This is a genomic window from Nocardioides sp. GCM10030259 (genome assembly GCF_042666375.1).
Lineage (GTDB): Bacteria > Actinomycetota > Actinomycetes > Propionibacteriales > Nocardioidaceae > Nocardioides.
This window is the reverse complement of sequence record NZ_JBHTDF010000020.1, coordinates 1-23984: the sequence shown is the minus strand read 5'-3', so window position 1 is coordinate 23984 and position 23984 is coordinate 1. Positions and strand designations below refer to the sequence as shown.

The window sequence follows — 23984 nt, the reverse complement described above, 5'->3', positions numbered from 1 at the left end:
ACCGATGGCTCGAGGCGACGACGCGGGCGCGTCAGAGCTCGGTCCTCGGGCCCCGGACCACTCCGACCACGTGGACCAGCATGCCCGCGATCGGACCCATGGCCAGGGCCCACGCGGTGCGATCCCCCACGCTCATGTCGGTGGCGAGCAGCAGGGTCGCGACGCCGGCGGCGACGATCCAGCCGATCGCGAAGAGGGCGTGGCGCTCGAGCGCGAGCGCCGCCACTCCGGTGACGCTCAGCATCGCCAGCGTGCCGGCGCCGATCACCAGCACGCCGACCAGCCAGCCGCCGATCTCGTAGTCGGCGCCGTAGAGGATCTCGAGCGCCCACGGCCCGATCAGGACCCCGAGCACGAAGCCGATCGCGGTGACCGCACCGACGAGCGTCAGGATCGCGGCCAGCGGCTTCACGAGGTGTCGCCCCGCGGCGACGAAGCGCGTCAGGATGACGGTCTGGAAGGCGTTCAGCGGCAGCAGCAGCGGCGCCCGCGTGGCCACCACCGTCGCGATCACGGCCCCCGCCTCGGCCGGGAGCGGCCCGTGGGCCGTCGTGCTGAGCAGCACGGGGTAGCCGGACAGCAGGATCGCCGCCGCGGCCGCCGCGACCATCGCCTGGCAGGCGGGGCGGACCAGCGCCCGGGCCCGCCGGTCGAGCGGCTGGTGGAGCGTGGCGCGCGGGCCGGGCCACAGCATGAGCGCCAGCCAGGTCAGCCCCGCCACGGCCAGCCCGAAGGACAGGCCGACGAGGCCGACGCCCGCCGCCAGGAGCACCACGAGCACGGCGAAGCGCAGCGTGCCCTCCGTCGCCATCGAGATGCCGACCCAGCCCCAGCGCCGCCCGCCGGCCAACGCACCGTTCACGGCGTTGAAGAGGGCGTAGGTCAGGAACGCGCCGGCGACCGCGACCACGATCGGGAGCCAGTCGTCGCCGAACACGCGATCGCCGTACAACGGCGAGAACGCGAGCAGGGCCGCTGCACCGACGACGCCCACGAGCAGGCCCAGGCGCAACCCCGGCGAACGCCAGATCGGCACCTGCGCGGCGCTGCCACTCGCCGTCCCCGATGCCGACGCGGCGCTTCGGGTGACCTCCTGCTGCAGCCCGAACAGCACACCGACCTGGAAGAACACGGCACCCCACACCACCATGAACGCGGCGTAGGTCTCCGAGCCCAGGGCACGGAACGCGAGCGCCTGGACGCCCCAGGTCAGCACCGCCGAGACCAGGGCGCCGACCGCGAGCGGCCAGGTTCGTCGCTCCGTGGTGGTCGCCTCGGTCACCGACGCGCCGCTTCGGCCATCGCGCGATAGACGCCGCGGTGCACGTCGGCACACGCCGCCCAGGTGAACTGCCGGCAGCGGTCGAGGCCGCGGGCGGCCAGCTCGGGCCCGCGCGACCGGGCGTCGAGCACCGCACGCGCGATGTCACGGACGTCCTCGGGGTCGAACATGACGGCCGCGTCACCGCAGATCTCCGGGAGGGAGCCGGCGTTGGCGGCAGCCACCGGACACCCCGAGGCCATCGCCTCGAGCGGCGGCAGGCCGAAGCCCTCGTACCGGCTCGGGAACACCAGGCAGGATGCGCGCTGGTAGAGCGAGAGGAGCTCCTCGCGGGAGACGAGCCCGCGCCGGTCGACCCAGTCGGGCAGGCCGCCGAGGTCGTCCAGCCCGCCGCCGGTGAGCACCAGTCGGAGCTCGGGCTGCTCCTCGCGGACCAGCCGCATCGCCTCGATCAGCGCGCGGTGGTTCTTGTGGGGCCAGCCGCGGGCGGGATACAGCACGAAGTCCTCGCGGTCGCCGACGACGGGCTCGAAGTGGCTGGTGTCGACGCCCAGGTGCGCCACGTGGACCCGGTCGGGGTCGACGCCGAGGTGGTGCACGATCCGCTGCTTCGAGAACTCGCTGATCGTCAGCACGGCAGCTGCTCGCCGGGCCGGCCGGTCGTAGGTGAGCGTGCGGTAGAGCAGTTCTGCGCGGGAGAAGAGGTCGGCGAGGTCGTGGTGCTGGACGTCGAGCAGCGTGACCGCCCACGGCACGCCGCGCGGCGCCGGGGGCGCCGGCGCGCTCAGCGGGTAGTGCACGACGTCGGCGGAGCGCAACGCCCTCCGCAGCTCTCCGCTGCGTCGCGCCGCCAGCTGGCTGAGCAGCCGACCGCGTGTGCCCTCCTCCCCCGGCACCTGCGCGACCACCTGCTCCGGCACGCCCTCGGAGAAGCCTCCCGCTGCCCGGGGAAGGTACGCCGTGACGTCGAGGTCCGACGTACCGGCGAGCCCTCGCGTCAGCTCGCGCGCGTAGGTCTCGCTGCCGCCCATGCCTCCACGGACCAGGCTCAGCATCGGCAGCGCGACGGTGACGGGGCGTGGCGAAGGGGCAGCAGGCATCATGCGGGCGAATCGTCTCCGTCTCGGGGTCGCGTCCGGGGCGTGCGGACGGCCCTCATGCTAGTGGCGACCGGTCATCCGGCAGGCCGTGCCCTAGCCTTGTGCCTCGCGCCCCCGGTGGGCGCGATCACGACGACGAGGAGCCACGTGACTGAACAGGACAGCCGGTACCGGGCGCTGCTGACGGGGGTGACCGGCCAGGACGGCTGGTACCTCGCGCGACGGCTCCTCGCCGAGGGCCAGGAGGTCCACGGCATCGTCCGTGACGAGACCGTCGTCGGCGCCATCGCGGCCGAGCTCCCGGGACTGCAGGTGCACGTGGCCGACCTGCGCGATCACGACAGCCTGCTCCGCGCGCTCGAGGAGTCGGCACCCGACCGGGTCTTCAACCTGGCCGGCTCGACGTCGGTGGCCCGGTCGTGGGAGGCGCCCGTCGAGACCGCGGACACCATCGGGATCGGCGCGGTCCGCCTGCTGGCCGCCGCGTGGGAGCGCCAGGAGCGCACCGGGCGTGAGATCCGCTTCCTCCAGGCCTCGAGCGCCGAGGTCTTCGGCGACCCCGGGACAGCACCCCAGGACGAGGCCACGCTGCGCAACCCGGTCACGCCGTACGGCGCCGCGAAGGACTTCGCCCACACGATGGTGCAGGTCTACCGGCACCGCGGCCTCTACGCGACCGCCGCGATCCTGTACAACCACGAGTCGCCGCGCCGGCCCCCCACGTTCGTCGCGCGCAAGATCACGGCGGCCGTCGCGGCCATCGCGCGCGGCCGGGCCGACCACCTGTCGCTCGGCAACATGGACGTCCTGCGCGACTGGGGCTACGCGCCCGACTACGTCGACGCGATGATCCGCATCCTCGGCGCCCCCACCCCGCACGACTACGTCGTCGCGACGGGCAACGCCCACAGCGTGCGCGACTTCGTGCGCGAGGCCTTCGCGGTCGTCGGCATCGACGACTGGGAGCCCTATGTCTCGGTCGACCCCAGCCTCTACCGGCCCGCGGACCCGCGGGCGCTCGTGGGTGACGCCGCCCGGCTCCGTGAGCTGGGCTGGGAGCCCACCGTGAGCTTCTCCGAGCTCGTGCGGACGATGGTGCAGGCCGATCTCGACGAGCTCGACCGGGTCGCGGCCGAGGGCGAGGTGCGAGCATGACCGGCGCCCGACCCTCCGTCCTGGTCGTGATGCCGACGCTCGGCGAGCGACCGGACACGCTCACGGACGCCATGCGGAGCGCGGCCGAGCAGGAGGGCGTCGACGTCCGCCTCGTCGTCGTTGTCCCCGCCGGCGCGACCGCCGCCCGCGCGGCGGCCCACGAGCTCGGCGCCGACGTCGTCGACGACCCCCGCCGTGGCCTCACCGGTGCCGTGAACGCCGGCCTCGACGCGCGGCACGGCGAGGAGTTCTACGCCTGGCTCAACGACGACGACTACTTCCTGCCCGGCGCGCTGGCCCACCTGGCGCGGCTGCTCCAGGAGGACCCGGGAGCCGTCGTCGCGTTCGGCGCCTGCGACTACATCGACCCGGTCGGGCGCTCCATCGCCGTCAGCCGAGCGGGCACCTGGGCGACCCGGATCCTCGGCTGGGGCCCCGACCTGGTGCCGACGCCGTCGTCGCTGGTCCGGCTGAGCGCGATCGACGCGGTCGGGCAGTACGACGAGTCCCTCAGGTTCGCGATGGACCTCGACATCTTCCTGCGCCTGCGCGCGCACGGCCGGTTCATCCCGACCCCGATGATCACCTCTGCCTTCCGGTGGCACCCGGACTCGCTCACCGTGAGCAACCGAGCCCACTCCAGCGCCGAGTCGGAGGCCGTCAAGCACCGTTACCTGCGCCCGTGGACGCGGCCGATCGCGCCCCTGTGGGACGTCCCGGTGCGGATCGCGAGCCGGTTGGCCGCGAAACGGCTCAACGCGCGGGCACAGGCGCTGTCCGCATCGACCACCTCAGGGAGCGCAGGGTGACCGAGGAGTGCAGGGCCTGCGGAGCGACGCCCGAACCGTTCGCCGAGGGCGTGGTGCTCACCGACGTCACCGTCACCTATGTGCGGTGCCCGTCCTGCGGCATGGTCCAGGCGGTTGAGCCGACCTGGCTGGACCGGGCCTACAGCTCGGCCATCGCGCGTCTGGACGTCGGCCTGCTCGACCGGTGCGTCGTGCTCTCCCACGTGACGTCCGCGCTCCTCCGCACCGAGCGGCTCCGTGGCGGGACGTTCCTGGACTGGGCCGGCGGCTACGGCACGCTCACCCGCCTGATGCGCGACCGCGGCTTCGCCTTCGAGCACTTCGACCCCCTGGCCGAGAACATCTTCGCGCCGGACCACCAGGCCCCCAGCCTCGAGGGGAGCCGGTACGACCTGGTGACCGGCTTCGAGGTGCTCGAGCACCTCGTGGACCCCGTGGCGTCACTCGCTCCGGTGGCGGCGACCACCGACCGGCTGCTGATGTCGACCCGACTCCTCCCCGACCCGGCGCCGAAGCCGGACGAGTGGGACTACTACACGCCGGAGACCGGGCAGCACATCACGTTCTTCACGCCCGAGGCCCTGCGCGCCCTGGCCGAGCGCCTGGGGTACGACGGGGTCGTGGTCGGCGACCTGGTCCATCTCTTCCACCGCGGACCCGTGTCCCGGTCGACGCAGCGGCTGGTCCGCTCCGTGAAGGTCGCCTACATGGCGGGCCTCGCTGCCAGCGTCCCCGACCGGCGGCACTCGCTGCTCCAGCGCGACGTCGACGCGCTCAAGACCGGCTGAGATCGCGCTACGAGGCTCGGGCCTCAGGCGCGGCGCTCCTCGACCTTCTTCTTGAGGAACAGTGCCGGCAACAACCACGCACCCAGCAGCGAGACGATCCACACGATGACGGTCGCCTCGATCCAGGTCAGCGCGCCGGAGATCGAGAGGTCGTCCGTGAGGAGGGTCGTGACGATCAGCGCCACGAGGGTCGCGATCAGGGCGACCCCGCCGCGCAGCGCGGGCGCCTTGCTCAGGGCCATCTGGGTGAAGAACGGCTGGGCGAGCGCGTAGACGACGGTGAAGATGAGGACGGCGACGACGAAGGCCGACGCGGTGATCGTCATGTCCTCGAGCACCCAGGCCGCCACGAGGAGGCCGAGCGCGTTCCCCAGCAGCGTCAGCAGCAGGCTGATCAGCATCCGGATCATGCCGAGAACCTACTACTCCACGGCCCCGAGGTGCTTGAGCGCTTCCCGGCGCGACAGGCCCGACAGGCGGTCGCCGTGCCGGGCGACCTCGGCGCGCACCCACGCCGGGTCGGTACGGGCGAAGTCGCGAAGCGCCCAGCCGATGGCCTTGCGCAGCCAGAACGTCCCGTCGTCGACGTTCGCGTCGATCGCGTGGCGGAGCAGGTCGGTGTCGGTGCCGTCCCGTTGGCCGAGCTGGCAGAGCACGGCGGTACGCCGTACCCACAGGTCGTCGTCGCTCGCCCAGGACCGCAGCACCGGCGTCAGCTCTGCGCGATGCGCCGCGAGGGACCGCCCGACCAGGTGCTGCGCGATCTCGTCGACGAGGTCCCACCATGCACCGGTCACCACGAGGTGCCGGAAGAGCGGCACCGACTCCGGCGCCAGCCAGGCCCGGGCGCGCCGGTGCCGGGCGATCGCGAGCGCGGCGTACCGCTCCTCCCGGTGCGTCGCGTCGTCCCACAGCGCCCGCACCGTCGCCTCCCAGCCGTCGCGCCCGCTGGGGCGATACGCCGCGAGCAGCGGCCGCAGCAGCGCCTTGAGCTCGGGCGAGCTGTAGCCACGGAAGGGCAGCTCCGACTTCATGTAGGCCTGCTGCTGGACGGCGCGCTCGGGGTCGCCGCCGGCCGCGAGGGCGGCCCGGACGGCGTCCGCCAGCGGATCAGGGTCGGCCACGGTCACATCATGAGGCCGTCGACGATCAGCACGGCACCGAAGAGGGCGAAGAGCACGGCGGCGCCGATCTTGATGACCTTCTCGGGCAGGTTCTTGCCGAGCACGGCGCCGACCACGATCGCGAGGGCGTCGGCGGCGACCATGCCGAGCGTGCTGCCGATCCAGGTGCCGAGCCAGCCCTCCTGCGTGGCCAGCGTGATCGTGGCGAGCATCGTCTTGTCGCCGAGCTCGGCGAGGAAGAACGCGACGCCGACGGCGAGGATCGCGGCGCCCTTGCTGGTGCGCGCCTTGTCGGCCTCCTCGTCGGTGAGCTCGTCACCGCGCAGCGTCCAGGCGGCGAAGGCCAGGAACGCGATGCCGGCGACGATCGAGATCGCGCCCTGGTAGTCACCGAAGGCGTCTCCGACGAAGTAGCCGATGCCGACCGACGCGAGGTGGACGAGCGCGGTGGCGGCGGTGATGCCGATGAGCACGTCGCGCACGCGGTAGCGCGCCGCGAACGTCATCGCCATCAGCTGGGACTTGTCCCCGAGCTCCGCCACGAAGATGACGGCGGTGCTGAGCAGGAAGGCGTACACGGTGGTCCTCTCTCCGGCCCGGCCGGAGAGACGCCCTCACGAGTTCGGACGTGCCTTCGACCAGGCACGACACAGGTGAAAAGCGGTCGTGGTGCTGGTCGAAAGTCTCGTCCGCCGGTCCGACCCTGATCGAGTCGGCGCCCGGCCTGCTGCGCCGGCCCTCCGGCGCCGCGATGGCGTCGGGAGGCAGTGTGTCGACACAGCCGTTGGGGACTACTCCCTTTCGCGGACGACCCTACCCGGGGTACGCCGCCGGACGACAATCGGTACGGCGATCGGTACGACGATCGGTACGACGATCGGTACGACGATCGGTGGGCGCAGAGGGGATCGAACCCCCGACCACCTCCTTGTAAGGGAGGTGCTCTACCGCTGAGCTATACGCCCCGGCCGGGCGCCGACGGCCCGAGCGCGGCACAGACTACGCAGGAAACCGCGTGGGCACGAACTCGGTCCGAAATGACTCCGAAATGACGTTGAACCGCAGGAGTCTCGGGTCACCTGCGGTCCAACGCAGTCAGACTAGGCCATCGCCGGCGGACGTGGTGGAAATTTCACTCACCGCCCCGGGCCGGTCTAGACCGGCGTCAGACCGCGGCCGCGAGCTGCCGCAGGTGCTCATCGAGGTCGCGGCCCTCGGGCATGGCGTTGTGCACGGCCCAGCGGAGCAGCCCCTCCTTGTCGACGACGTACGACGACCGTCGCGGGCAGCCCTTGGCCTCGTCGAAGACTTCGTAGGCGCGGGTGACCTCGCCGTGCGGCCAGAAGTCGGAGAGCAGCGGGAAGTTCAGGCCGTCCTGGTCGGCGAACGCGCGCAGCGCGTAGACCGGGTCGCAGGAGACCGCGAGCACCTCGGTCTCGAACGTCAGGAACTCGGCGAGCCGATCGCGGACCCCCGTCATCTCGCCGGTGCACACCCCCGAGAACGCGTAGGGGTAGAAGAGGATCGCGACCGCCTTCTTGTCGCGGTACGACGAGAGCGAGACGTCCTGGCCGAACTGGTCGCGCAGCGTGAAGTCGGGGGCGGGCGCGCCGAGCTCGAGGCCTGTCATGGCACCAATCCTGTCACTCGGCGGTGAGGGTTCCTCAATCGGTGCGCAGCTCCCGCTTCAGCACCTTGCCGGTCGCGTTGCGCGGCAGCTCCTCGAGGAAGACGATCTCCCGTGGCACCTTGAACCGGGCGAGGTTGGCCTTCACGTGCTCCTTGAGCTCGTCCTCGCTGACCTCGCCCGAGGTCGCGACGTACGCCCGCAGCCGCTTGCCGAAGCCGGGGTCCGGGACGCCCACGGCGGCGACCTCCACGACGGCCGGGTGCCGCATCAGGCAGTCCTCGACCTCCCTTGGGAAGACGTTCTCCCCGCCGGAGACGATCATCTCGTCGTCGCGGCCCTCGACGTGGAGCCGGCCGTCGGCGTCGAAGCGGCCGACGTCGCCGGTCGACATCAGCCCGTCGACGACCTCCTTGCCGCCACCTCCGGTGTAGCCCTCGAAGAGCAGCCCGTTGCCGACGAAGATCCGGCCGGCCTCGCCGCGCGGCACCTCACGCCCGTCGGGGTCGAGGATCCGCACGACCGTGGCGTACGGCGGCTTCCCGGCCGCGTCGGGCGCGGCCCGGAGGTCCTCGGGCGTGGCGATGGAGGCATAGGCGACCTCGGTCGACCCGTAGATGTTGTAGAGGTTGTCGCCGAAGCGGTCCATCCACTCGAGCGCGAGGTCGCCCGGCAGCGCGGAGCCGGACGACGCGACCACCCGGACCCGGGACAGGTCGTAGCCGGCGAGCTCCGCGTCGGGCAGCGCGAGGGCGCGCTGCAGCATCACCGGGATCACCACCAGCGAGTCGCAGCGCTCCGCCTCGGCGACCGCGAGGAACGCGGCCGGGTCGAACCGCCGCCGCAGCACCATCGTCGAGCCGAGCAGCATCGACAGCGCGAGATGGGCGAAGCCCCAGGTGTGGAAGAGCGGCGCGGCGATGTGGGTGCGCCAGCCGTAGTGGAGCGGCATCCGGGAGAGCAGCGACACCGCCGCGTCGACCCCGGCCTCGGTGCGCGGCGCCCCCTTCGGCGTACCCGTCGTGCCGGAGGTGAGGATCACGATGCGGCCGTGGCGGCTGGGCGGCTCGAGCTCGTCGTCGGGGTGCTGCGCGATCAGGCCCTCGACCGTGGGCGCGTCGGTCGGCCCGTCGGTCCAGGCGACCACCCGCTCCGCCACGTCGGCGCCCGCCAGCAGGGCGGCGAACTCCTCGTCGTGGACGACGACCCGCGGCTTCTCCCGCGCGATCACGTCGACCAGCTGGGGGCCGGCGAAGGACGTGTTGAGGTAGAGGAGGTCGGCGCCGAGCTTGGCCGCCGCGATCGTGACGTCCACGAAGCCCCGGTGGTTGCGGCACATCACCGCGACGCCGTCGCCGCTCGAGACCCCGAGGTCGGCGAGCGCCCGGGCCAGTGCGTTGGAGCGCCGTCGCAGCTCGTCGTAGGTCAGCGACCCGAGCTCGTCGACGACGGCGGTCCGGTGCGGGTCGAGGAGCGCGGCGGCGGTGAACCCACCGGCCGGGCCGACTCCCCACTCGCGGAGCTTCATGGCGGTCCGGGCGAGGGCGACCGGGTTGTGGGGGCGGATCACGCCCGCCCTGCCGAGGACCTTCAGGGTGGTGCCGGCGCCGGCGGCGCTCTTCACGTTGATCACGGGGGACGTCAACTCTTCCTGGCCGGGGACAGCGGCAGGCTCCCCCGGGGCCGGGCGCCGGAAACGTCTGGGACGGCTAAGCAGGCGTCTTGGGCGCGACCAGGCGGGTCGCGGACCACTCCTTGCTGACCGACGCGGTGGTGGTCTGCGAGAGGCCGGCGATCGGCGCGGCCTCGGCGATGTCGGCGGGGTCGACGGCGTTGGGCCGGCCGACCTTCGGCGTCAGCAGCCAGATCGCGCCGCCGCCCACCAGGTCGGTCAGCGCGTCGACGAGGCCGTCGACCAGGTCGCCGTCCTCGTCACGCCACCACAGCAGGACGGCGTCGACGACGTTGCCGTAGTCGGAGTCCACGAGGTCGGCGTCGATCTGGTCCTCGATCGCCACCCGGAGCTCGTCGTCGGTGTCGGTGTCCCACCCCAGCTCCTGGACCACCATGCCCGCCTTGAACCCGAGTCGCTCGGCTGGGCCATGTGCGTGGTCTGTCTGGGTGGACCCACCACCCGGGGTCGAGCTCAACGGTCGCCTCCTTCAGTCGTTCTCCCGCGGGATGCCCGCGGCAGTCAAGGTGGGGAGTAGTCCACCGGAGTTCCTCCGGGGGCGCAACCCGTTCCCCACAACGAGCGGGTCGCTGTCCGCTACCCGCGGGTAAATTTCGCGCGATGGGAGCGCGTGCAACGATGAGCAGGTGACCGAAGACGCACTACCCACTTCTTCTCAGGGCACGGACAGCAAGCGGAGCGGCACCATCCCGACCGTCATCCACGAAGGCCTGCCCACCCAGCTGCCCGACATCGACCCGGACGAGACCCAGGACTGGCTCGACTCCTTCAACTCGCTCGTCGAGGAGCGCGGCCGCGAACGCGCGCGCTACGTCATGTTGCGCCTGCTCGAGCGCGCTCGCGAGTCGAGCGTCGGTGTGCCCGCCCTGCGCAGCACCGACTACATCAACTCGATCCCGCCGGAGCGCGAGCCGTGGTTCCCCGGTGACGAGGAGACCGAGCGCCGGATCCGGGCGTTCATCCGCTGGAACGCCGCCGTCATGGTGTCGTCCGCGAACCGCAAGGGCCTCGAGGTCGGCGGCCACATCGCGACGTACCAGTCCTCCGCCAGCCTCTACGAGGTCGGCTTCAACCACTTCTTCCGCGGCAAGGACCACCCGGGCGGCGGCGACCAGGTCTACATCCAGGGCCACGCCTCCCCCGGCATCTACTCCCGGGCGTACCTCGAGGGCCGCCTGACCGAGGAGCAGCTCTACCGGTTCCGCCAGGAGGTCCAGCACGGCACCCACGCCGGCCTCTCGTCGTACCCGCACCCGCGCCTGATGCCGGACTTCTGGGAGTTCCCGACGGTGTCGATGGGCCTCACCGGCCTGAACTCGATCTACCAGGCGCGGTTCAACCGCTACCTGCACAACCGCGGCATCAAGAGCACCGGCGAACAGCGCGTGTGGGCGTTCCTCGGCGACGGCGAGATGGCCGAGCCCGAGTCGCTCGGCGCGATCCGGATCGCGGCCCGCGAGGAGCTCGACAACCTGACCTGGGTCATCAACTGCAACCTGCAGCAGCTCGACGGCCCGGTGACCGGCAACGGCAAGATCATCCAGGAGCTCGAGGCCAACTTCCGCGGCGCCGGCTGGAACGTCATCAAGGTCGTGTGGGGCCGCGAGTGGGACCAGCTGCTGGCCCGCGACGTCGACGGCGTCCTCGTGAACCGGATGAACACCACCCCCGACGGCGCGTTCCAGACCTACTCGGTCGAGACCGGCGACTACATCCGCGACCACTTCTTCGGCACCGACCCGCGCCTGCGCTCGATGGTCGAGCACATGACCGCCGACCAGATCCGCAAGCTGCCGCGCGGCGGCCACGACTACCGCAAGGTGTACGCCGCGTTCGACGCCGCCACCAAGCACGTCGGCCAGCCGACGGTGATCCTGGCCAAGACCATCAAGGGCTGGACGATCGACGCCCTCGAGGGCAAGAACGCCACGCACCAGATGAAGAAGCTGACCCAGGACGACCTGAAGAAGTTCCGGGACCGCCTGTACCTGCCGATCTCCGACCGCGACCTCGAGCGGGCCTATGAGGAGACCGGCGCGGCGCCGTTCTTCCACCCCGGCCCGGACTCTCCCGAGATCCAGTACATGATGGAGCGGCGCAAGCAGCTCGGCGGCTCGCTGCCGCGACGGGTCGTCCGCGCCAAGCCGCTGACGCTGCCGGGCGACGACATGTACGCCGAGCTCAAGCAGGGCGGCGGCAAGCACAAGATCGCCACCACGATGGCCGCGGTCCGGCTGCTCAAGGACTGGATGAAGGACCCGGAGATCGGCAAGCGCATCGTGCCGATCGCGCCCGACGAGTACCGCACGTTCGGCATGGACTCGATGTTCCCGAGCGCGAAGGTCTACAACCCGGGCGGACAGCAGTACGAGTCGGTCGACCGGAAGTTGTTGCTCTCCTACAAGGAATCGGCGCAGGGCCAGATGCTCCACGAGGGCATCTCCGAGGCCGGCGCCATGGCGTCGGCGACCGCCGCCGGCTCGGCGTACTCCACGCACGGCGAGCACATGATCCCGTTCTACATCTTCTACTCGATGTTCGGCTTCCAGCGCACCGGCGACTCGATCTGGGCGATGGCCGACCAGCTCGCGCGCGGCTTCCTCGTGGGCGCCACCGCCGGTCGCACCACACTGACCGGCGAGGGCCTCCAGCACGCCGACGGCCACTCCCCGCTGCTGGCGGCGACGAACCCGGCGATCGTGCACTACGACCCGGCGTTCGCCTACGAGATCAGCCACATCATGCAGTCCGGCCTCGAGCGCATGTACGGCGAGGGCGGCTCCGACGGCACCGGCGAGAACGTCATCTTCTACCTGACGGTCTACAACGAGCCGGTCGCGCAGCCCGCGGAGCCGGACGGCGTCGACGTCGAGGGCATCCTCAAGGGCATCCACCACGTCCAGACCGGCGAGGGCGAGGGCCCCCGGGTCCAGCTGCTCGCCTCGGGCGTGGCGTTCCCGTGGGTCGACGAGGCCCAGCGCCTGCTCCGCGAGGAGTGGGGCGTGCGCGCCGACACGTGGTCGGTCACGTCGTGGAACGAGCTGGCCCGCGACGGCGCCGCCGCCGAGCAGTGGAACCTGCTGCACCCGGGCGAGTCCCCGCGCACGCCGTACGTCGCGGACAAGCTCCAGGCCATCGAGGGTCCGGTCGTCGCGGTGTCCGACTACATGCGCGCCGTACCGCTGCAGATCGCGCGCTGGGTGCCCGGCGACTACCGCGTGCTCGGTGCCGACGGATTCGGCTTCGCCGACACCCGCCCGGCCGCCCGGCGCTTCTTCCACATCGACGCGCAGTCGGTCGTGGTCCAGGCGCTCCAGGCGCTCGCCGACGCCGGCCAGATCGGGCGGGACAAGGTCGAGGAGGCGTTCGCCAAGTACCGCATCGACGACCCGACCGCTGTCGCGGGAGTCAAGCAGGAAGGGGGAGACGCCTGACGAAGGAAGGCGTCAACCCCTTGATGGTGGTCGAGCAAGCGGCGCGGCTGAGCTTGCGAAGTCGCGACCCGCGTGTCGAGACCCGGTGAGACAGGACAGGGCGGTGACCACGGTCACCGCCCTGTTCACGTCCGGGGTCTCGACACGCTCGACCACCGCAGCGGCGCTACGCCGTCTCGCCCACTGCTTCGAGCGGCACCGGGCCGCCGTTCTTGAGCAGGGCGCGGAAGCGCGCCCGGGAGTACGTCGCCGGCTCGGTGGTCCGCACGAACTCCTCGAGGACCTGGCAGAACCGCTCGGGGTCGTCGTGGTGCGGGAAGTGGCCCGCGCCGGGGATGACCTCGACCCGCGCGTTCGGCGCCAGCTCCGCCGCCGTGTTGGCGTGCCGGACCGGGATCACCCGGTCGTCGCGGCCCCACACCACGCACATCGGCATCGCCTCGCTGAGATAGGCGCGGTCGGCCATCGTGACGATCTGGCCCCGCCAGTCGACGACGGCGCGTACGACGTGCCGGGTGGCGTGCCGGGTGGCGGGATCCTTGAACGAGTCGAAGATGCGCGCCGCCTCGCCGAAGTCGCGGGTCTGCTTGAGGCCGATGGCAGCGAGCGTGCGCATGCCGGCGATGCCGAGGTGGCGCAGGCCGGGGAGCGTGAGGACGCCCATGGCCTCGTGGAAGCCGGGGGTCGTGATCGCGCGGATACCCGGGTGCACCTCGGGGCCGAGGCCGCCGGAGGCGACGATCACCAGGCGCTCGGTGCGCTCGGGGAACTGGTAGGCGAACTGCATCGCGACCCCGCCGCCGAAGCTGTGCCCGACGACCGTGGCCTTGTCGATCCCGAGCACGGTCAGCAGGTCGCGCATGCCGTTGGCGTAGCCGCCGACGCTGTAGTCCGCGCGGGGCTTGTCGGACTGCCCGTGCCCGAGCAGGTCGGGCGCGATCACGGTGTGCCGGCGGCTCAGGCGGCCGATCACGTCGTCCCACGTGGTGTGGTCGCACGCGAGGCCGTGCAGGAGCAGCACGACCGGTCCCTTGCCGGTCTTCACGAAGGCGCGCCGGTGACCGTGGATGGTCACGAACTGCACGTCGTACCGGCCGGACACTGCGCCTCCCCATGCCTCGACGCCCGACTACGGGCGTAGAGGGCGATTGAAGCAGACGTACCCGGGTATCCAGCGCGTGAACCCCCGGCTATACCAACGTTTTGATCACGATCACCCGTGCAATAGCCTCGCGACGTGGCCACCCCTCCCGCCGCGTTTCCGCACGAGCGGGCCGTCGAGGCGCTCCAGCGGGCGACGGGAGCGCTCGCCACGGCCGCCACGGCGCGCATGGACCAGGACATGGCCTGGTTCCGCTCGCTGAGTGCCGAGGACCGGTCGTGGGTGTCGACGATCGTCCAGGCCGGCATCCGCGGGTTCGTCGACTGGTACCGCCTCGCCGAGGACAAGCCGGCCCCGGCCGGCGAGGAGATGGTGGCCTCGGTCTTCGGCGCCGCGCCGCGCGCCCTCGCCGGCGTCATCAGCCTCCAGCAGACCGTCGCGCTGGTGCGGCTCTCGATCGAGGTGGTCGAGGCGAACGTCGAGGAGCTGCTCGACCCCGAGGACGCCGCCGACGTGCGCGCGGCCGTGCTGCGCTACGCCCGGGAGGTCGCGTTCGCGACCGCCGAGGTCTACGCCCGCGCCGCCGAGGTCCGGGGCGCGTGGGACGCCCGGCTCGAGGCGCTGGTCGTCGACGCCGTGCTCCGGTCCGACCCCGACGAGGCGCTGCTCTCGCGCGCGAGCGCGCTCGGCTGGGCCGGGCGTGGCGAGGTCGCCGTCGTGCTCGGCAGCGTCACCGCCGAGCGCCGCGAGCGCGACACCTTCGACGACGTACGCCGCCTCGCTCGGGCCGCCGGCATGGACGCCCTCTGCGCGGTGCAGGGCGACCGCCTGGTCGTGGTCCTCGGCGGTGTCACGGACGCACGCGCCGCGGCCGCGGTCGTCGCGGACCACTTCGGGCCGGGACCGGTCGTCGTCGGACCGGTGACCGACGGGCTCGGCACCGCGCACGTCTCCGCCCGCGCCGCGCTCGCCGCCCACCGGGCGGCGCCGGGCTGGCCGGACGCTCCGCGCCCGGTCCGCAGCGACGACTTGCTGCCCGAGCGCGCCCTGGCCGGCGACGGCCACGCCCGGCGGCACCTGGTCGAGGAGATCTACCTCCCCCTCGCCCACGCCCGGGGCACGCTGATCGAGACGCTCTCGACGTACTTCCAGGAAGGCTCGTCGATCGAGGCGACCGGCCGCGCGCTCTTCGTGCACCCCAACACGGTGCGCTACCGCCTGCGGCAGGTCGCGGACCTCACCGGCTTCTCGCCCTCCGACCCGCGCGAGTCGCTGACGCTGCAGATCGCCCTCGTCCTGGGCCGCCTGTCTGGCCGCACCCACTAGCACGCCCCGCCAAGCACATTTGTAGGAACCCCACAAAGAATCGCGGGGCGATTTCGTGCGGGCCGCAGGCGAGGTCCGGACCGCGGGCGCGGCAGAGTGGAGACGTGCTCGTGATCGTCGCTCCCGGCCAGGGGGCCCAGACCCCCGGATTCCTCAAGCCTTGGTTGGAGGATCCGACCTTCGCCTCGCGCTTCGACTGGCTGTCGACCGTGGCCGGCCTCGACCTCGCCCACTACGGCACCGAGGCGGACGCCGAGACCATCCGCGACACCCGGATCGCCCAGCCGCTGCTGGTCGCGACCGGGCTGGTCGCCGCCCTCGGGATCTTCCCGCACCCCACCGACGCGTTCGGCAAGGTGAGCGCGGTCGCCGGCCACTCGGTGGGCGAGCTCACCGCGGCCGCGGGTGCCCGCGTGATCACCGCGGAGCAGGCGATGGTCCTGGTCCGCGAGCGCGGCAAGGCGATGGCGCAGGCGGCCGAGGCGACGCCGACCGGCATGACCGCGGTGCTCGGCGGCGACCGCGAGGAGGTGCTCGCGGCCATCGACAAGCACGGCCTCACCGCCGCCAACGACAACGGGCCCGGACAGGTCGTCGCGGCCGGCACGACGGAGCAGCTCGCGGCGTTCGCCGAGGAGCCGCCGGCGAAGGCCCGCCTGATGCCGCTCAGCGTGGCCGGCGCCTTCCACACCCAGCACATGGAGCCCGCCGTCGGCCACCTCGCCTCCCTGGCGCGGTCGGTGTCGGTGCACGACCCACGCACGAGGTTCGTGTCCAACAAGGACGGACAGGTCGTCCACGAGGGCCGCGACGTGCTCCGCAGGATCGTCGGCCAGATCGCCAGCCCGGTCCGGTGGGACCTGTGCATGGACACGTTCGCCGACCTCGGCGTCACGGGCATTCTCGAGATGCCGCCCGCCGGCACCCTCACCGGCATCGCCAAGAGGGCTCTCAAGGGCGTGGAGACCCTCGCGCTCAAGACACCGGACCAGCTCGACGAGGCGCGGGCGTTCTGCGACAAGCACGGCGAGTTCGCCGAGATCGACACCTCGCCGACCTGGCGCATGGTCGTGTCGCCGGCGAAGGGCAGCTTCCGCATCGACGAGGCCGCGGCCGAGGCAGAGCTGCTGCCGTCCGGTTCGGTCATCGGCGCCGTGTCGAGCCTCCGTGACGAGATCAGCGTGCACGCGACCCACGGCGGCCAGGTCGTCGAGTGGCTCGTCGAGGACGGCGACCTCGTCTCCCCCGGCCAGCCCCTGCTCCGCCTGCACCCCGAAGGAGGCCAGTGATGGCCGGTACCAACCCCCTCGCCCAGGTCGAGGGCACGCGCCACGCCGCCATCCTCGGCCTCGGCTCCTACCGGCCCAGCCGGGTGATCCCCAACGCCGAGGTCATCGAGGCGATCGACTCCAGCGACGAGTGGATCCAGCAGCGCTCGGGCATCAAGCAGCGCCGCTGGGCGGCGCCCGAGGAGACCGTCCAGATGATGTCGGTCGCCGCGTCCCGCACCGCCATCGAGCGCGCCGGGATCGATGCCAAGCAGATCGACTGCGTCATCGTCGCGACCGTCACCCACATGTTCCAGACGCCCGCGGTCGCGACCGCGATCGCCCACGAGCTCGGCACCGACCAGGCCGCGGCGTTCGACATCTCCGCCGCCTGCGCCGGCTTCTGCCACGGCGTCGCGCTCGCGGCCGACCTGGTGCGCGGCGGCTCGGCCGGCCACGTGCTGGTGATCGGCGTCGAGCGCCTCTCCGACCTCACCGACGTCGGTGACCGCGGCACGGCGTTCATCTTCGCCGACGGCGCGGGAGCAGCCGTCGTCGGACCGAGCGACACCCCGGGCATCGGGCCGGTCGTCTGGGGCTCCGACGGCGAGCAGTTCGACCTGATCCGCCAGAAGGAGGACTGGCGCGACGTCATCGCCAGCGACAAGCCGGAGATGCCGCACCTGATCATGCAGGGCAACGCGGTCTTCCGCTGGGCGTCCTTCGCGATGGCGAAGATCGGTCAGCAGGCGCTCGACCGCGCCGGCGTGGGCATCGACGACCTCGACGTCTTCGTCCCCCACCAGGCCAACATGCGCATCACCGACGCGATGGCCCGCGCGATGAAGCTGCCCGAGCGAGTCCGGATCGCGCGCGACATCGCCGAGCAGGGCAACACCTCCGCAGCCTCGATCCCGCTCGCCCTCGACCGGATGATCGAGGAGGGCGACGCGCGCAGCGGCGACACCGCGCTGCTCATCGCGTTCGGCGCCGGCCTCGCGTACGCCGCGCAGGTCGTCCGGGTCCCCTGACCCGCACGCCGGCGCCGACCACAGTTTCCGCACCACCCACCGAAACCCGAAGAAAGGGACCAGCCTGATGGCCACCACCGAGGAGATCCGCGGCGACCTCGCCGAGATCGTCAACGAGGTCGCCGGCATCGACGCCGACGACGTCCAGCTGGACAAGTCCTTCGTGGACGACCTGGACGTGGACTCCCTGTCCATGGTCGAGGTCGTCGTCGCCGCTGAGGAGAAGTTCGGCGTCTCGATCCCCGATGACGAGGTCAAGAACCTCAAGACCGTGGGCGACGCCGTCGCCTTCATCGAGCGCGCCCAGGCCTGAGCCACACCTGCGCGTCACACCCTTCAGGAGCAGCATGTCTTCCAAGCGAGTCGTCGTCACCGGCCTCGGGGTCACCTCCCCCGTCGGCGGTGACGTTCCCACGACCTGGGACGCCCTGGTCAACGGACGCTCCGGCGTCCGGTACCTGACCGACGACTGGGCCGAGGAGATGCCGGTCAAGATCGCCGGCCGCATCGCCGTGGAGCCCACCGAGATCCTCGAGCGGGTCAAGGCACGCCGCCTCGACCGCAGCTCGCAGTTCGCGATGGTCGCGGCCATGGAAGCGTGGGCCGACGCAGGACTGGTCGACGCCGAGCTGGACAAGGACCGGCTCGGCGTCGCCATGGCCTCCGGCATCGGCGGTGTGACCACGCTGCTCGACAACTACGACGCGCTCAAGGAGAAGGGCCCGCGCCGGGTCTCCCCGCTCGCGGTGCCCATGCTGATGCCGAACGCGCCCGCGGCGCAGATCAGCCTGTACGTCGGAGCGCGCGCGGCGGTCAACACGCCGGTCTCGGCGTGCGCCTCCGGCAACGAGGGCATCGCCCTGGCGGTCGACCAGATCCGGCTCGGCCGGGCCGACGTCGTGCTCGCCGGTGGCACCGAGGCCGCCATCCACCCCCTCCCGATGGCGGCCTTCGCCAACATGATGGCGCTGTCGAAGACCGCGAGCGGCGAGGCCGGCGGCGACCCGACCGCGGTCTCCCGACCGTGGGACACGGCGCGCGACGGCTTCGTGCTCGGCGAGGGCGCCGGCGTGCTGGTGCTCGAGTCCGAGGAGCACGCCAAGGCACGCGGCGCGCGGATCTACGCGACCGTCCTGGGCGCCGGCATCACCGCCGACTCCCACGACATCGCCCAGCCCGACCCCGAGGGTCGCGGCGGCTCCCGCGCGATCCTGCGCGCACTGGCCGAGGCGGAGATCAGCCCTGGCGACATCGCCCACGTCAACGCGCACGCGACGTCGACGCCGCAGGGCGACATCGCCGAGGGCCTGATGCTCCACGCGACACTCGGCGCCCACGCCACGGACGTGGTCGTGACCAGCACGAAGTCGATGACCGGGCACCTGCTCGGTGGAGCCGGCGCGCTCGAGGCGGTCGCCACGGTGCTCGCACTGCACCACCGCATCGCGCCACCGACGATCAACCTGGACAACCAGGACCCGGCGGTCGACCTCGACATCGCGACCAAGGCCCGCGACCTCCCGCTCGGCGACATCGCGGCCCTCAACAACTCCTTCGGGTTCGGCGGCGCCAACGTCGCCGTCGCCTTCGGATCGGTCTGACATGACGGCGACCGCGACGAAGCCTGCGAAGCTCCCCCGCGAGGAGGACCCCCGCAACCCGGTCCACCGACTCACCGCACTCTTCGACGAGGGCACGCTCGAGCTGATCACCCCCGACGACGACTCCGGCATGCTGGCCGCAGTCGGCTCGGTCTACGGCACGCACGTCGTGGCGTTCTGCTCCGACGCGACCGTCATGGGCGGCGCGATGGGCGACCAGGGCTGCCGCGTCGTCGTCGACGCCTACCACCGCGCGATGACCGACGGCGTGCCGATCATCGGCCTCTGGCACTCGGGCGGCGCACGCCTCGCCGAGGGCGTGCTGTCGCTGCACGCGGTCGGCCGGATCTTCCATGCCATGACCCAGGCCTCCGGCAAGATCCCGCAGATCTCGGTCGTGCTCGGCCCCGCGGCCGGCGGCGCGGCGTACGGCCCGGCCCTCACCGACGTCGTCATCCTCGGCCCCGAGGGCCGGATCTTCGTCACCGGCCCCGACGTGGTCCGCTCGGTCACCGGCGAGGACGTCGACATGCTCCGCCTCGGCGGCCCGGAGCCGCACGGACGCCGCTCCGGCGTCGTGCACATCCTGGCCGAGTCCGAGCGGGAGGCGCTCGACCGCGCCCGCGGCGTCGCGTCCCTGCTCGGCGCCCAGGGCAGCATGAAGATCGACGAGGTCGAGGACCGCGACCTCGAGGCGCTGCTGCCCGAGTCCAAGAAGCGCGCCTACGACGTGCACCCGCTCGTCGAGTCGATCCTCGACGAGGGCACCGCCCAGGAGCTGCACGCCCGCTGGGCGCCCAACATCGTCACCGCCCTCGGCCGCCTCGGCGGTCGCACGGTCGGCGTCGTCGCCAACAACCCGCTGCGCCTCGGCGGGTGCCTCGACTCGCTCTCCGCCGAGAAGGCCTCCCGCTTCGTGCGCATGTGCGACGCATTCGGTGTCCCCCTCGTCGTCGTGGTCGACGTGCCCGGCTACCTCCCGGGCGTCGGCCAGGAGTGGGACGGCGTCGTGCGCCGCGGCGCGAAGCTGCTGCACGCGTTCGGCGAGTGCGTCGTCCCGCGGGTCACCCTGGTGACCCGCAAGACGTACGGCGGCGCCTACATCGCCATGAACGCCCGATCGCTCGGCGCGACCAGGGTCTTCGCCTGGCCGGGCGCGGAGGTGGCGGTCATGGGCGCCGTCGCCGCGATCCGGATCCTGCACCGGCGTCGGCTGGCGGAGGTCGCACCCGACATCCGCCCGCAGGTCGAGGCCGAGCTCGCCGCCGAGCACGAGCGGATCGCCGGCGGCGTCGACAAGGCGGTCGAGATCGGGGTGGTCGACGAGGTCGTCGAGCCCACCCGCACGCGATCGGCGATCGCGCGGGCCATCGAGGACGCCGTACAGACGGTCGGCGTACGCCGCGGGGCGCACGGCAACATCCCGCTGTAGCCGTAACGGCCCGCGGGGAGCCGCGTTGGACCCGTATGGCCACGGTCACACGTCTCGTCGCATGCCTCGCGGCTGCCGGCGTCACCACCGGGGTTCTCGCTGGTGTGCCGGCCCACGCGGAGCCGCAACCCTCCCCTGCCGACCCGATCCTGGGGCCGCTCAGCCCGCTGCTCGGCCTGCTGCTGGGGCAGCCGGAGCCGGAGCCCGCCCCGGAGTCGGAGCCGCCCCGCACGCGCGACTCGTACGGCAACACCGACGCGCCCGACGGGGTGCTGCGCAAGGGGTGCCGCAACTACGCGTACAAGTACACCGCCACCCCACCGACGCAGGAGTGGCTGCTCGAGACGTTCCTGACCGACCGCACCGGTGAGGGCGTCGCGGCCGGGATGTTCCTCTCCGATGCCGACGCCGCCACCGGCCACAGCACGTTCCGGTTCTGCCGCCACACCGCGCGGCCCGGCCGCTTCACCATCAAGGCCAAGCTCGCCTGGTACGACGACGAGGGCGAGCACGTCACGTGGTTCGAGCCCTCCCACTTCCGCCTGAAGCGGAAGCGCTAGTCAGACCACCTGGTGCAGCCAGCGCACCGGCGCGCCGTCGCCGGCGTGCCGGAACGTCTCCAGCTCGTCGTCCCACGGCTTGCCGAGCAGCTTGTCGATCTCGACGAGCAGCGTGGTGTCGCCGAGGGCGGCCTTGACGACCGCTGCCTTGAGCCGGTCCTCAGGGATCATGATGTCGCCGTGCAGGCCGGTGACGGCGTGGAAGATGCCGAGCTCGGGCGTGTAGGAGTAGCGAGCGCCCTCCGAGGACGCCGTCGGCTCCTCGGTGATCTCGAACCGGAGGTGGTTCCAGCCGCGTAGTGCCGACGCCACGGCCGCCGCGGCGCCGGTCGCCCCGGCCCACGAGAGCTCGGCGCGGTACGCGCCCGGCTGGGCCGGCTGGGGGGTCCAGTCCAGGCTCACGGGCACGCCGAGGACACCGCCGACGGCCCACTCGATGTGAGGGCACAGCGCTGACGGCGCTGAGTGGACGTACAGGACGCCCCTCGTCGCGGTGCGGATAGCAGTGCGTGCGGTCACCGTGACCTCCATTCATCTCCAGCGCGAGATGCGCCTTCCCCAGCGGTCTCACCGAAGATGTCTTGAGGCGTGAGTGACACGCGTGTAGTTGTGGGACCCATTGTGGCAAATGGGGCCTGAGAACGCCAGCGTTGCCGCGTGAGGCGCCCCGTGTCGCGCCGCGCCCGTCAGGCGTGCACCGACGCGGGGTCCACGATGTTCGTCGGGTCCGCGAGCGCGCCGAGGACGGTGCCGTCCCCGATCACCAGCGGTCCGATCTCGACGTCGAGCACCAGGCAGGTCACGTTGTCCCTGCCGCCGGCGGTGTTCGCCGCGTGCACGAGGATCGACGCGGCGGCGTGCGGGTCCGCCAACCCCTTGAGGGCCTCCGCGATCTCCAGCTCCGGGACCAGGTCCGTGAGGCCGTCGCTGCAGAGCAGGAGGCGGTCGCCGACCTGCAGGTCCAGCTCGGTGAGATCGAGGCTGGACTCCGGACCGCCGTCGAGCGAGCGCAGCACGACGTTGCTCCACGGGTGGCCGGCGCGCGCGTCGGCGTCGAGCTGGCCCGAGTCGACGAGATGCTGGACATAGGTGTGGTCGCGCGACAGCTGGCGCAGGTCTCCGTCGCGCAGCAGGTAGGCCCGGCTGTCCCCGACGTGCGCGAGGACCGCCCGGTAGCCGTCGGTGGCGACCGCGGTCAGCGTCGTGGCCATCCCGGTGCGCTCCGGGTCGGCGACCACGCCCGCCCGGACGCTCGCGTGCGCCTCCTCGACGCCCCGCACCAGCACCTGGCCGGGGTCCTCGCCGAAGTGAGCCAACGCCGTCGCGGCGACGACGTACGCCGAGGTCGCCGATGCCACCTCTCCGGCCGCGGCACCGCCGACGCCGTCGGCCACGATCGCGACGTACGGCCCGAGGAACGCGGCGTCCTCGTTGTGGGGACGGACCCGCCCCACATCGCTGACGCCTGCGCCGGAGAAACGCAGCATCGATCGCCTCCTCGCCCGAGAATGCTGCGATCCTGCCCCGGGCGTCACGGCGAAAACCTAGTCGAGCCGCTTCTCGAGCGCCTCCGCGCGCTCAGCGGCGTCGGTGATCTCGTCCGAGTCGATCGCGTGCGTGCGGTGGAACCACGCGAGCGCATCCTGCTCGCGACCGGCCGCCTCGAGCGTGTCGGCGTACGCGTAGCGCAGCCGCACCACCCACGCGCCGCGGCTCTTCGACTGGAGCGGCGAGAGCTCGAGCGTGCGCAGCGCGGCGTCCAGCTGTCCGAGGTCGCGCCGGGCGCCGGCCTCGACGATCGTCATCTCAGCCTTCGCCTCGGCCGAGAAGTTTGCGACGCCGGGGCTCTTCGCCAGCTTCAGCGCGTCCTGCGGCTTCCCGAGCGCCCGGTGGCAGTCAGCCATGATCGGCAGGTACGCCGTCGCGCCGTTCATCCGCTTGGCGGCCCGCAGCTCGGCGAGCGCCTCGGCGTAGTGGCCCGCGGCGTACGCCGCCTCGCCCGTCGCCTCCCGCACCACGGCGATCCGCGGCGCACGCGCCCGCGCGGCGAGCGCGTGCTGGTAGGCCAGCTCCGGGTCCTGGTCGATGAGCAGCCCGGCGGCGGCCAGGTGGCGCGCCACCCGTGCCGCGAGCTTCTCGGGCAGGCCCTTGAGCTGTGCCGACACCGACCGGTCGAGCTCGCCGCCGGTGATGCCCTCGGGCAGCTCCGGGCCGTCGTACGTCGCCTGCTCCGCCGTCCGCGCGGGCTTCTCGGCCGGCTTGCCGGGGCCGCGCCGCGCGCCCTTCTGCGGGCCAGCGGGCTTCCCGCCGCGGCGCGCGTCCTTGCCGGCTCCCGATCCCTTGCGGTCGTCCGGACTCCAGCGCGCGGACCGCTCGGCGGACTTCGCCGACGGGCCACGCTTCTGCCCGGGCTTGCCCGAGCGTCCGGCCGCGGGCTTGCCTCCCGTGGGCTTGCCGCCCGATGGGCGCTGGCTACGACGCTGCTCGGCCACGACTGTGTGCTCCTGGTTCTCGAGGCTCAAAGGTGCAGAAATGAGTAGAGGCCACCTTACGGTGGCCTCTACTTGAGTGTATGTCCGGCGGCGTCCTACTCTCCCACAGCCTCTCGGTTGCAGTACCATCGGCGCTGAAAGGCTTAACTTCCGGGTTCGG

The 23984-nt window shown here is 72.2% G+C and carries 23 protein-coding genes, 1 tRNA gene and 1 rRNA gene; 11 read left to right on the top strand and 14 right to left on the bottom strand.

All coding sequences use genetic code 11. The features are described from left to right. Positions 1-31: 31 nt before the first annotated feature. Both ACFQQI_RS17510 and ACFQQI_RS17505 read right to left on the bottom strand, forming a co-directional pair. Positions 32-1282, bottom strand: a complete 1251-nt coding sequence (locus ACFQQI_RS17510; protein ID WP_378566301.1) for a lipopolysaccharide biosynthesis protein — start codon at positions 1280-1282, stop codon at positions 32-34. Beyond that, positions 1279-2382, bottom strand: coding sequence for a glycosyltransferase family 4 protein (locus tag ACFQQI_RS17505; RefSeq protein WP_378566298.1), 1104 nt, complete (start codon positions 2380-2382; stop codon positions 1279-1281). The genes ACFQQI_RS17510 and ACFQQI_RS17505 overlap by 4 nt, the downstream gene beginning before the upstream one ends. Before the next feature lie 147 nt (positions 2383-2529). Between ACFQQI_RS17505 and ACFQQI_RS17500 the strand changes: the two genes are divergently transcribed. Genes ACFQQI_RS17500 through ACFQQI_RS17490 form a run of 3 tightly spaced genes read left to right on the top strand, consistent with a single transcriptional unit; the run spans position 2530 to position 5134 of the window. Continuing rightward, positions 2530-3537, top strand: coding sequence for a GDP-mannose 4,6-dehydratase (locus ACFQQI_RS17500; protein ID WP_378566295.1), 1008 nt, complete (start codon positions 2530-2532; stop codon positions 3535-3537). Then, positions 3534-4346, top strand: a complete 813-nt coding sequence (locus ACFQQI_RS17495; protein WP_378566293.1) for a glycosyltransferase — start codon at positions 3534-3536, stop codon at positions 4344-4346. Before ACFQQI_RS17500 ends, ACFQQI_RS17495 begins: the two co-directional genes overlap by 4 nt. Next, positions 4343-5134 carry a class I SAM-dependent methyltransferase gene (locus ACFQQI_RS17490; RefSeq protein ID WP_378566290.1) on the top strand — a complete coding sequence of 264 codons (792 nt, stop codon included), beginning with the start codon at positions 4343-4345 and terminating at the stop codon, positions 5132-5134. The genes ACFQQI_RS17495 and ACFQQI_RS17490 overlap by 4 nt, the downstream gene beginning before the upstream one ends. 23 nt (positions 5135-5157) lie before the next feature. On the opposite strand, the gene ACFQQI_RS17485 is transcribed toward ACFQQI_RS17490, so the two are convergent. The 7 genes from ACFQQI_RS17485 to ACFQQI_RS17455 all read right to left on the bottom strand — a co-directional run bounded on the left by ACFQQI_RS17485 (position 5158) and on the right by ACFQQI_RS17455 (position 10035). Further along, positions 5158-5544, bottom strand: coding sequence for a hypothetical protein (locus ACFQQI_RS17485; RefSeq protein ID WP_378566288.1), 387 nt, complete (start codon positions 5542-5544; stop codon positions 5158-5160). Positions 5545-5556: 12 nt separating this feature from the next. After that, on the bottom strand, positions 5557-6258 hold the full coding sequence (locus tag ACFQQI_RS17480) for a DNA alkylation repair protein (protein WP_378566287.1): 702 nt from the start codon (positions 6256-6258) through the stop codon (positions 5557-5559). A 2-nt stretch (positions 6259-6260) separates the two neighbouring features. Then, the gene (locus ACFQQI_RS17475) at positions 6261-6836 is read right to left on the bottom strand and encodes a TMEM165/GDT1 family protein (protein WP_378566285.1); all 576 of its coding nucleotides are present in this window, start codon (positions 6834-6836) and stop codon (positions 6261-6263) included. Positions 6837-7151: 315 nt separating this feature from the next. Beyond that, positions 7152-7223, bottom strand: a tRNA-Val gene (locus tag ACFQQI_RS17470). Between the two features lie 200 nt (positions 7224-7423). Then, positions 7424-7888: a peroxiredoxin gene (locus ACFQQI_RS17465; RefSeq protein ID WP_378566283.1), complete on the bottom strand. Its 465-nt coding sequence runs from the start codon at positions 7886-7888 to the stop codon at positions 7424-7426. A gap of 34 nt (positions 7889-7922) precedes the next feature. Continuing rightward, positions 7923-9518: an AMP-binding protein gene (locus ACFQQI_RS17460; protein WP_378566281.1), complete on the bottom strand. Its 1596-nt coding sequence runs from the start codon at positions 9516-9518 to the stop codon at positions 7923-7925. Positions 9519-9594: 76 nt separating this feature from the next. After that, a complete protein-coding gene (locus ACFQQI_RS17455) occupies positions 9595-10035 on the bottom strand; it encodes a DUF3052 domain-containing protein (protein ID WP_378566279.1) in 441 nt (146 codons plus the stop codon). Positions 10036-10204: 169 nt separating this feature from the next. On the opposite strand from ACFQQI_RS17455, the gene aceE reads away from it, so the two are divergent. After that, positions 10205-13012 (top strand): pyruvate dehydrogenase (acetyl-transferring), homodimeric type, encoded by a 2808-nt coding sequence (aceE, locus tag ACFQQI_RS17450; protein ID WP_378566277.1) that lies wholly within the window; start codon positions 10205-10207, stop codon positions 13010-13012. A gap of 166 nt (positions 13013-13178) precedes the next feature. Here the strand turns inward: aceE and ACFQQI_RS17445 are convergent, their stop codons facing one another. After that, positions 13179-14087: an alpha/beta fold hydrolase gene (locus ACFQQI_RS17445; protein ID WP_378566272.1), complete on the bottom strand. Its 909-nt coding sequence runs from the start codon at positions 14085-14087 to the stop codon at positions 13179-13181. A 162-nt stretch (positions 14088-14249) separates the two neighbouring features. Here ACFQQI_RS17445 and ACFQQI_RS17440 point away from each other — a divergent pair, with 162 nt between their 5' ends. From ACFQQI_RS17440 to ACFQQI_RS17410, 7 genes are all read left to right on the top strand, one after another. Next, positions 14250-15440, top strand: coding sequence for a PucR family transcriptional regulator (locus tag ACFQQI_RS17440; RefSeq protein ID WP_378566269.1), 1191 nt, complete (start codon positions 14250-14252; stop codon positions 15438-15440). A gap of 104 nt (positions 15441-15544) precedes the next feature. After that, positions 15545-16729 (top strand): acyltransferase domain-containing protein, encoded by a 1185-nt coding sequence (locus tag ACFQQI_RS17435; RefSeq protein WP_378566266.1) that lies wholly within the window; start codon positions 15545-15547, stop codon positions 16727-16729. Next, positions 16729-17739: a beta-ketoacyl-ACP synthase III gene (locus ACFQQI_RS17430; protein ID WP_378566263.1), complete on the top strand. Its 1011-nt coding sequence runs from the start codon at positions 16729-16731 to the stop codon at positions 17737-17739. The genes ACFQQI_RS17435 and ACFQQI_RS17430 overlap by 1 nt, the downstream gene beginning before the upstream one ends. A gap of 64 nt (positions 17740-17803) precedes the next feature. Further along, the gene (locus ACFQQI_RS17425) at positions 17804-18052 is read left to right on the top strand and encodes an acyl carrier protein (RefSeq protein ID WP_378566614.1); all 249 of its coding nucleotides are present in this window, start codon (positions 17804-17806) and stop codon (positions 18050-18052) included. Positions 18053-18086: 34 nt separating this feature from the next. Beyond that, positions 18087-19340 carry a beta-ketoacyl-[acyl-carrier-protein] synthase family protein gene (locus ACFQQI_RS17420; RefSeq protein ID WP_378566260.1) on the top strand — a complete coding sequence of 418 codons (1254 nt, stop codon included), beginning with the start codon at positions 18087-18089 and terminating at the stop codon, positions 19338-19340. Position 19341: 1 nt separating this feature from the next. After that, positions 19342-20772 carry an acyl-CoA carboxylase subunit beta gene (locus ACFQQI_RS17415; protein ID WP_378566257.1) on the top strand — a complete coding sequence of 477 codons (1431 nt, stop codon included), beginning with the start codon at positions 19342-19344 and terminating at the stop codon, positions 20770-20772. 104 nt (positions 20773-20876) lie between these two features. Then, positions 20877-21332, top strand: a complete 456-nt coding sequence (locus tag ACFQQI_RS17410; protein WP_378566254.1) for a hypothetical protein — start codon at positions 20877-20879, stop codon at positions 21330-21332. On the opposite strand, the gene ACFQQI_RS17405 is transcribed toward ACFQQI_RS17410, so the two are convergent. The 4 genes from ACFQQI_RS17405 to rrf all read right to left on the bottom strand — a co-directional run. Continuing rightward, entirely contained in the window at positions 21333-21863 is a 531-nt protein-coding gene (locus ACFQQI_RS17405; RefSeq protein ID WP_378566251.1) for a DUF3145 domain-containing protein, read from the bottom strand. 155 nt (positions 21864-22018) lie between these two features. After that, positions 22019-22819, bottom strand: a complete 801-nt coding sequence (locus ACFQQI_RS17400; RefSeq protein WP_378566248.1) for a PP2C family protein-serine/threonine phosphatase — start codon at positions 22817-22819, stop codon at positions 22019-22021. A gap of 57 nt (positions 22820-22876) precedes the next feature. Continuing rightward, positions 22877-23854, bottom strand: a complete 978-nt coding sequence (locus ACFQQI_RS17395; protein ID WP_378566245.1) for a tetratricopeptide repeat protein — start codon at positions 23852-23854, stop codon at positions 22877-22879. 52 nt (positions 23855-23906) lie between these two features. Beyond that, positions 23907-23984 (bottom strand): 5S ribosomal RNA (gene rrf / locus ACFQQI_RS17390); the annotation flags it as partial.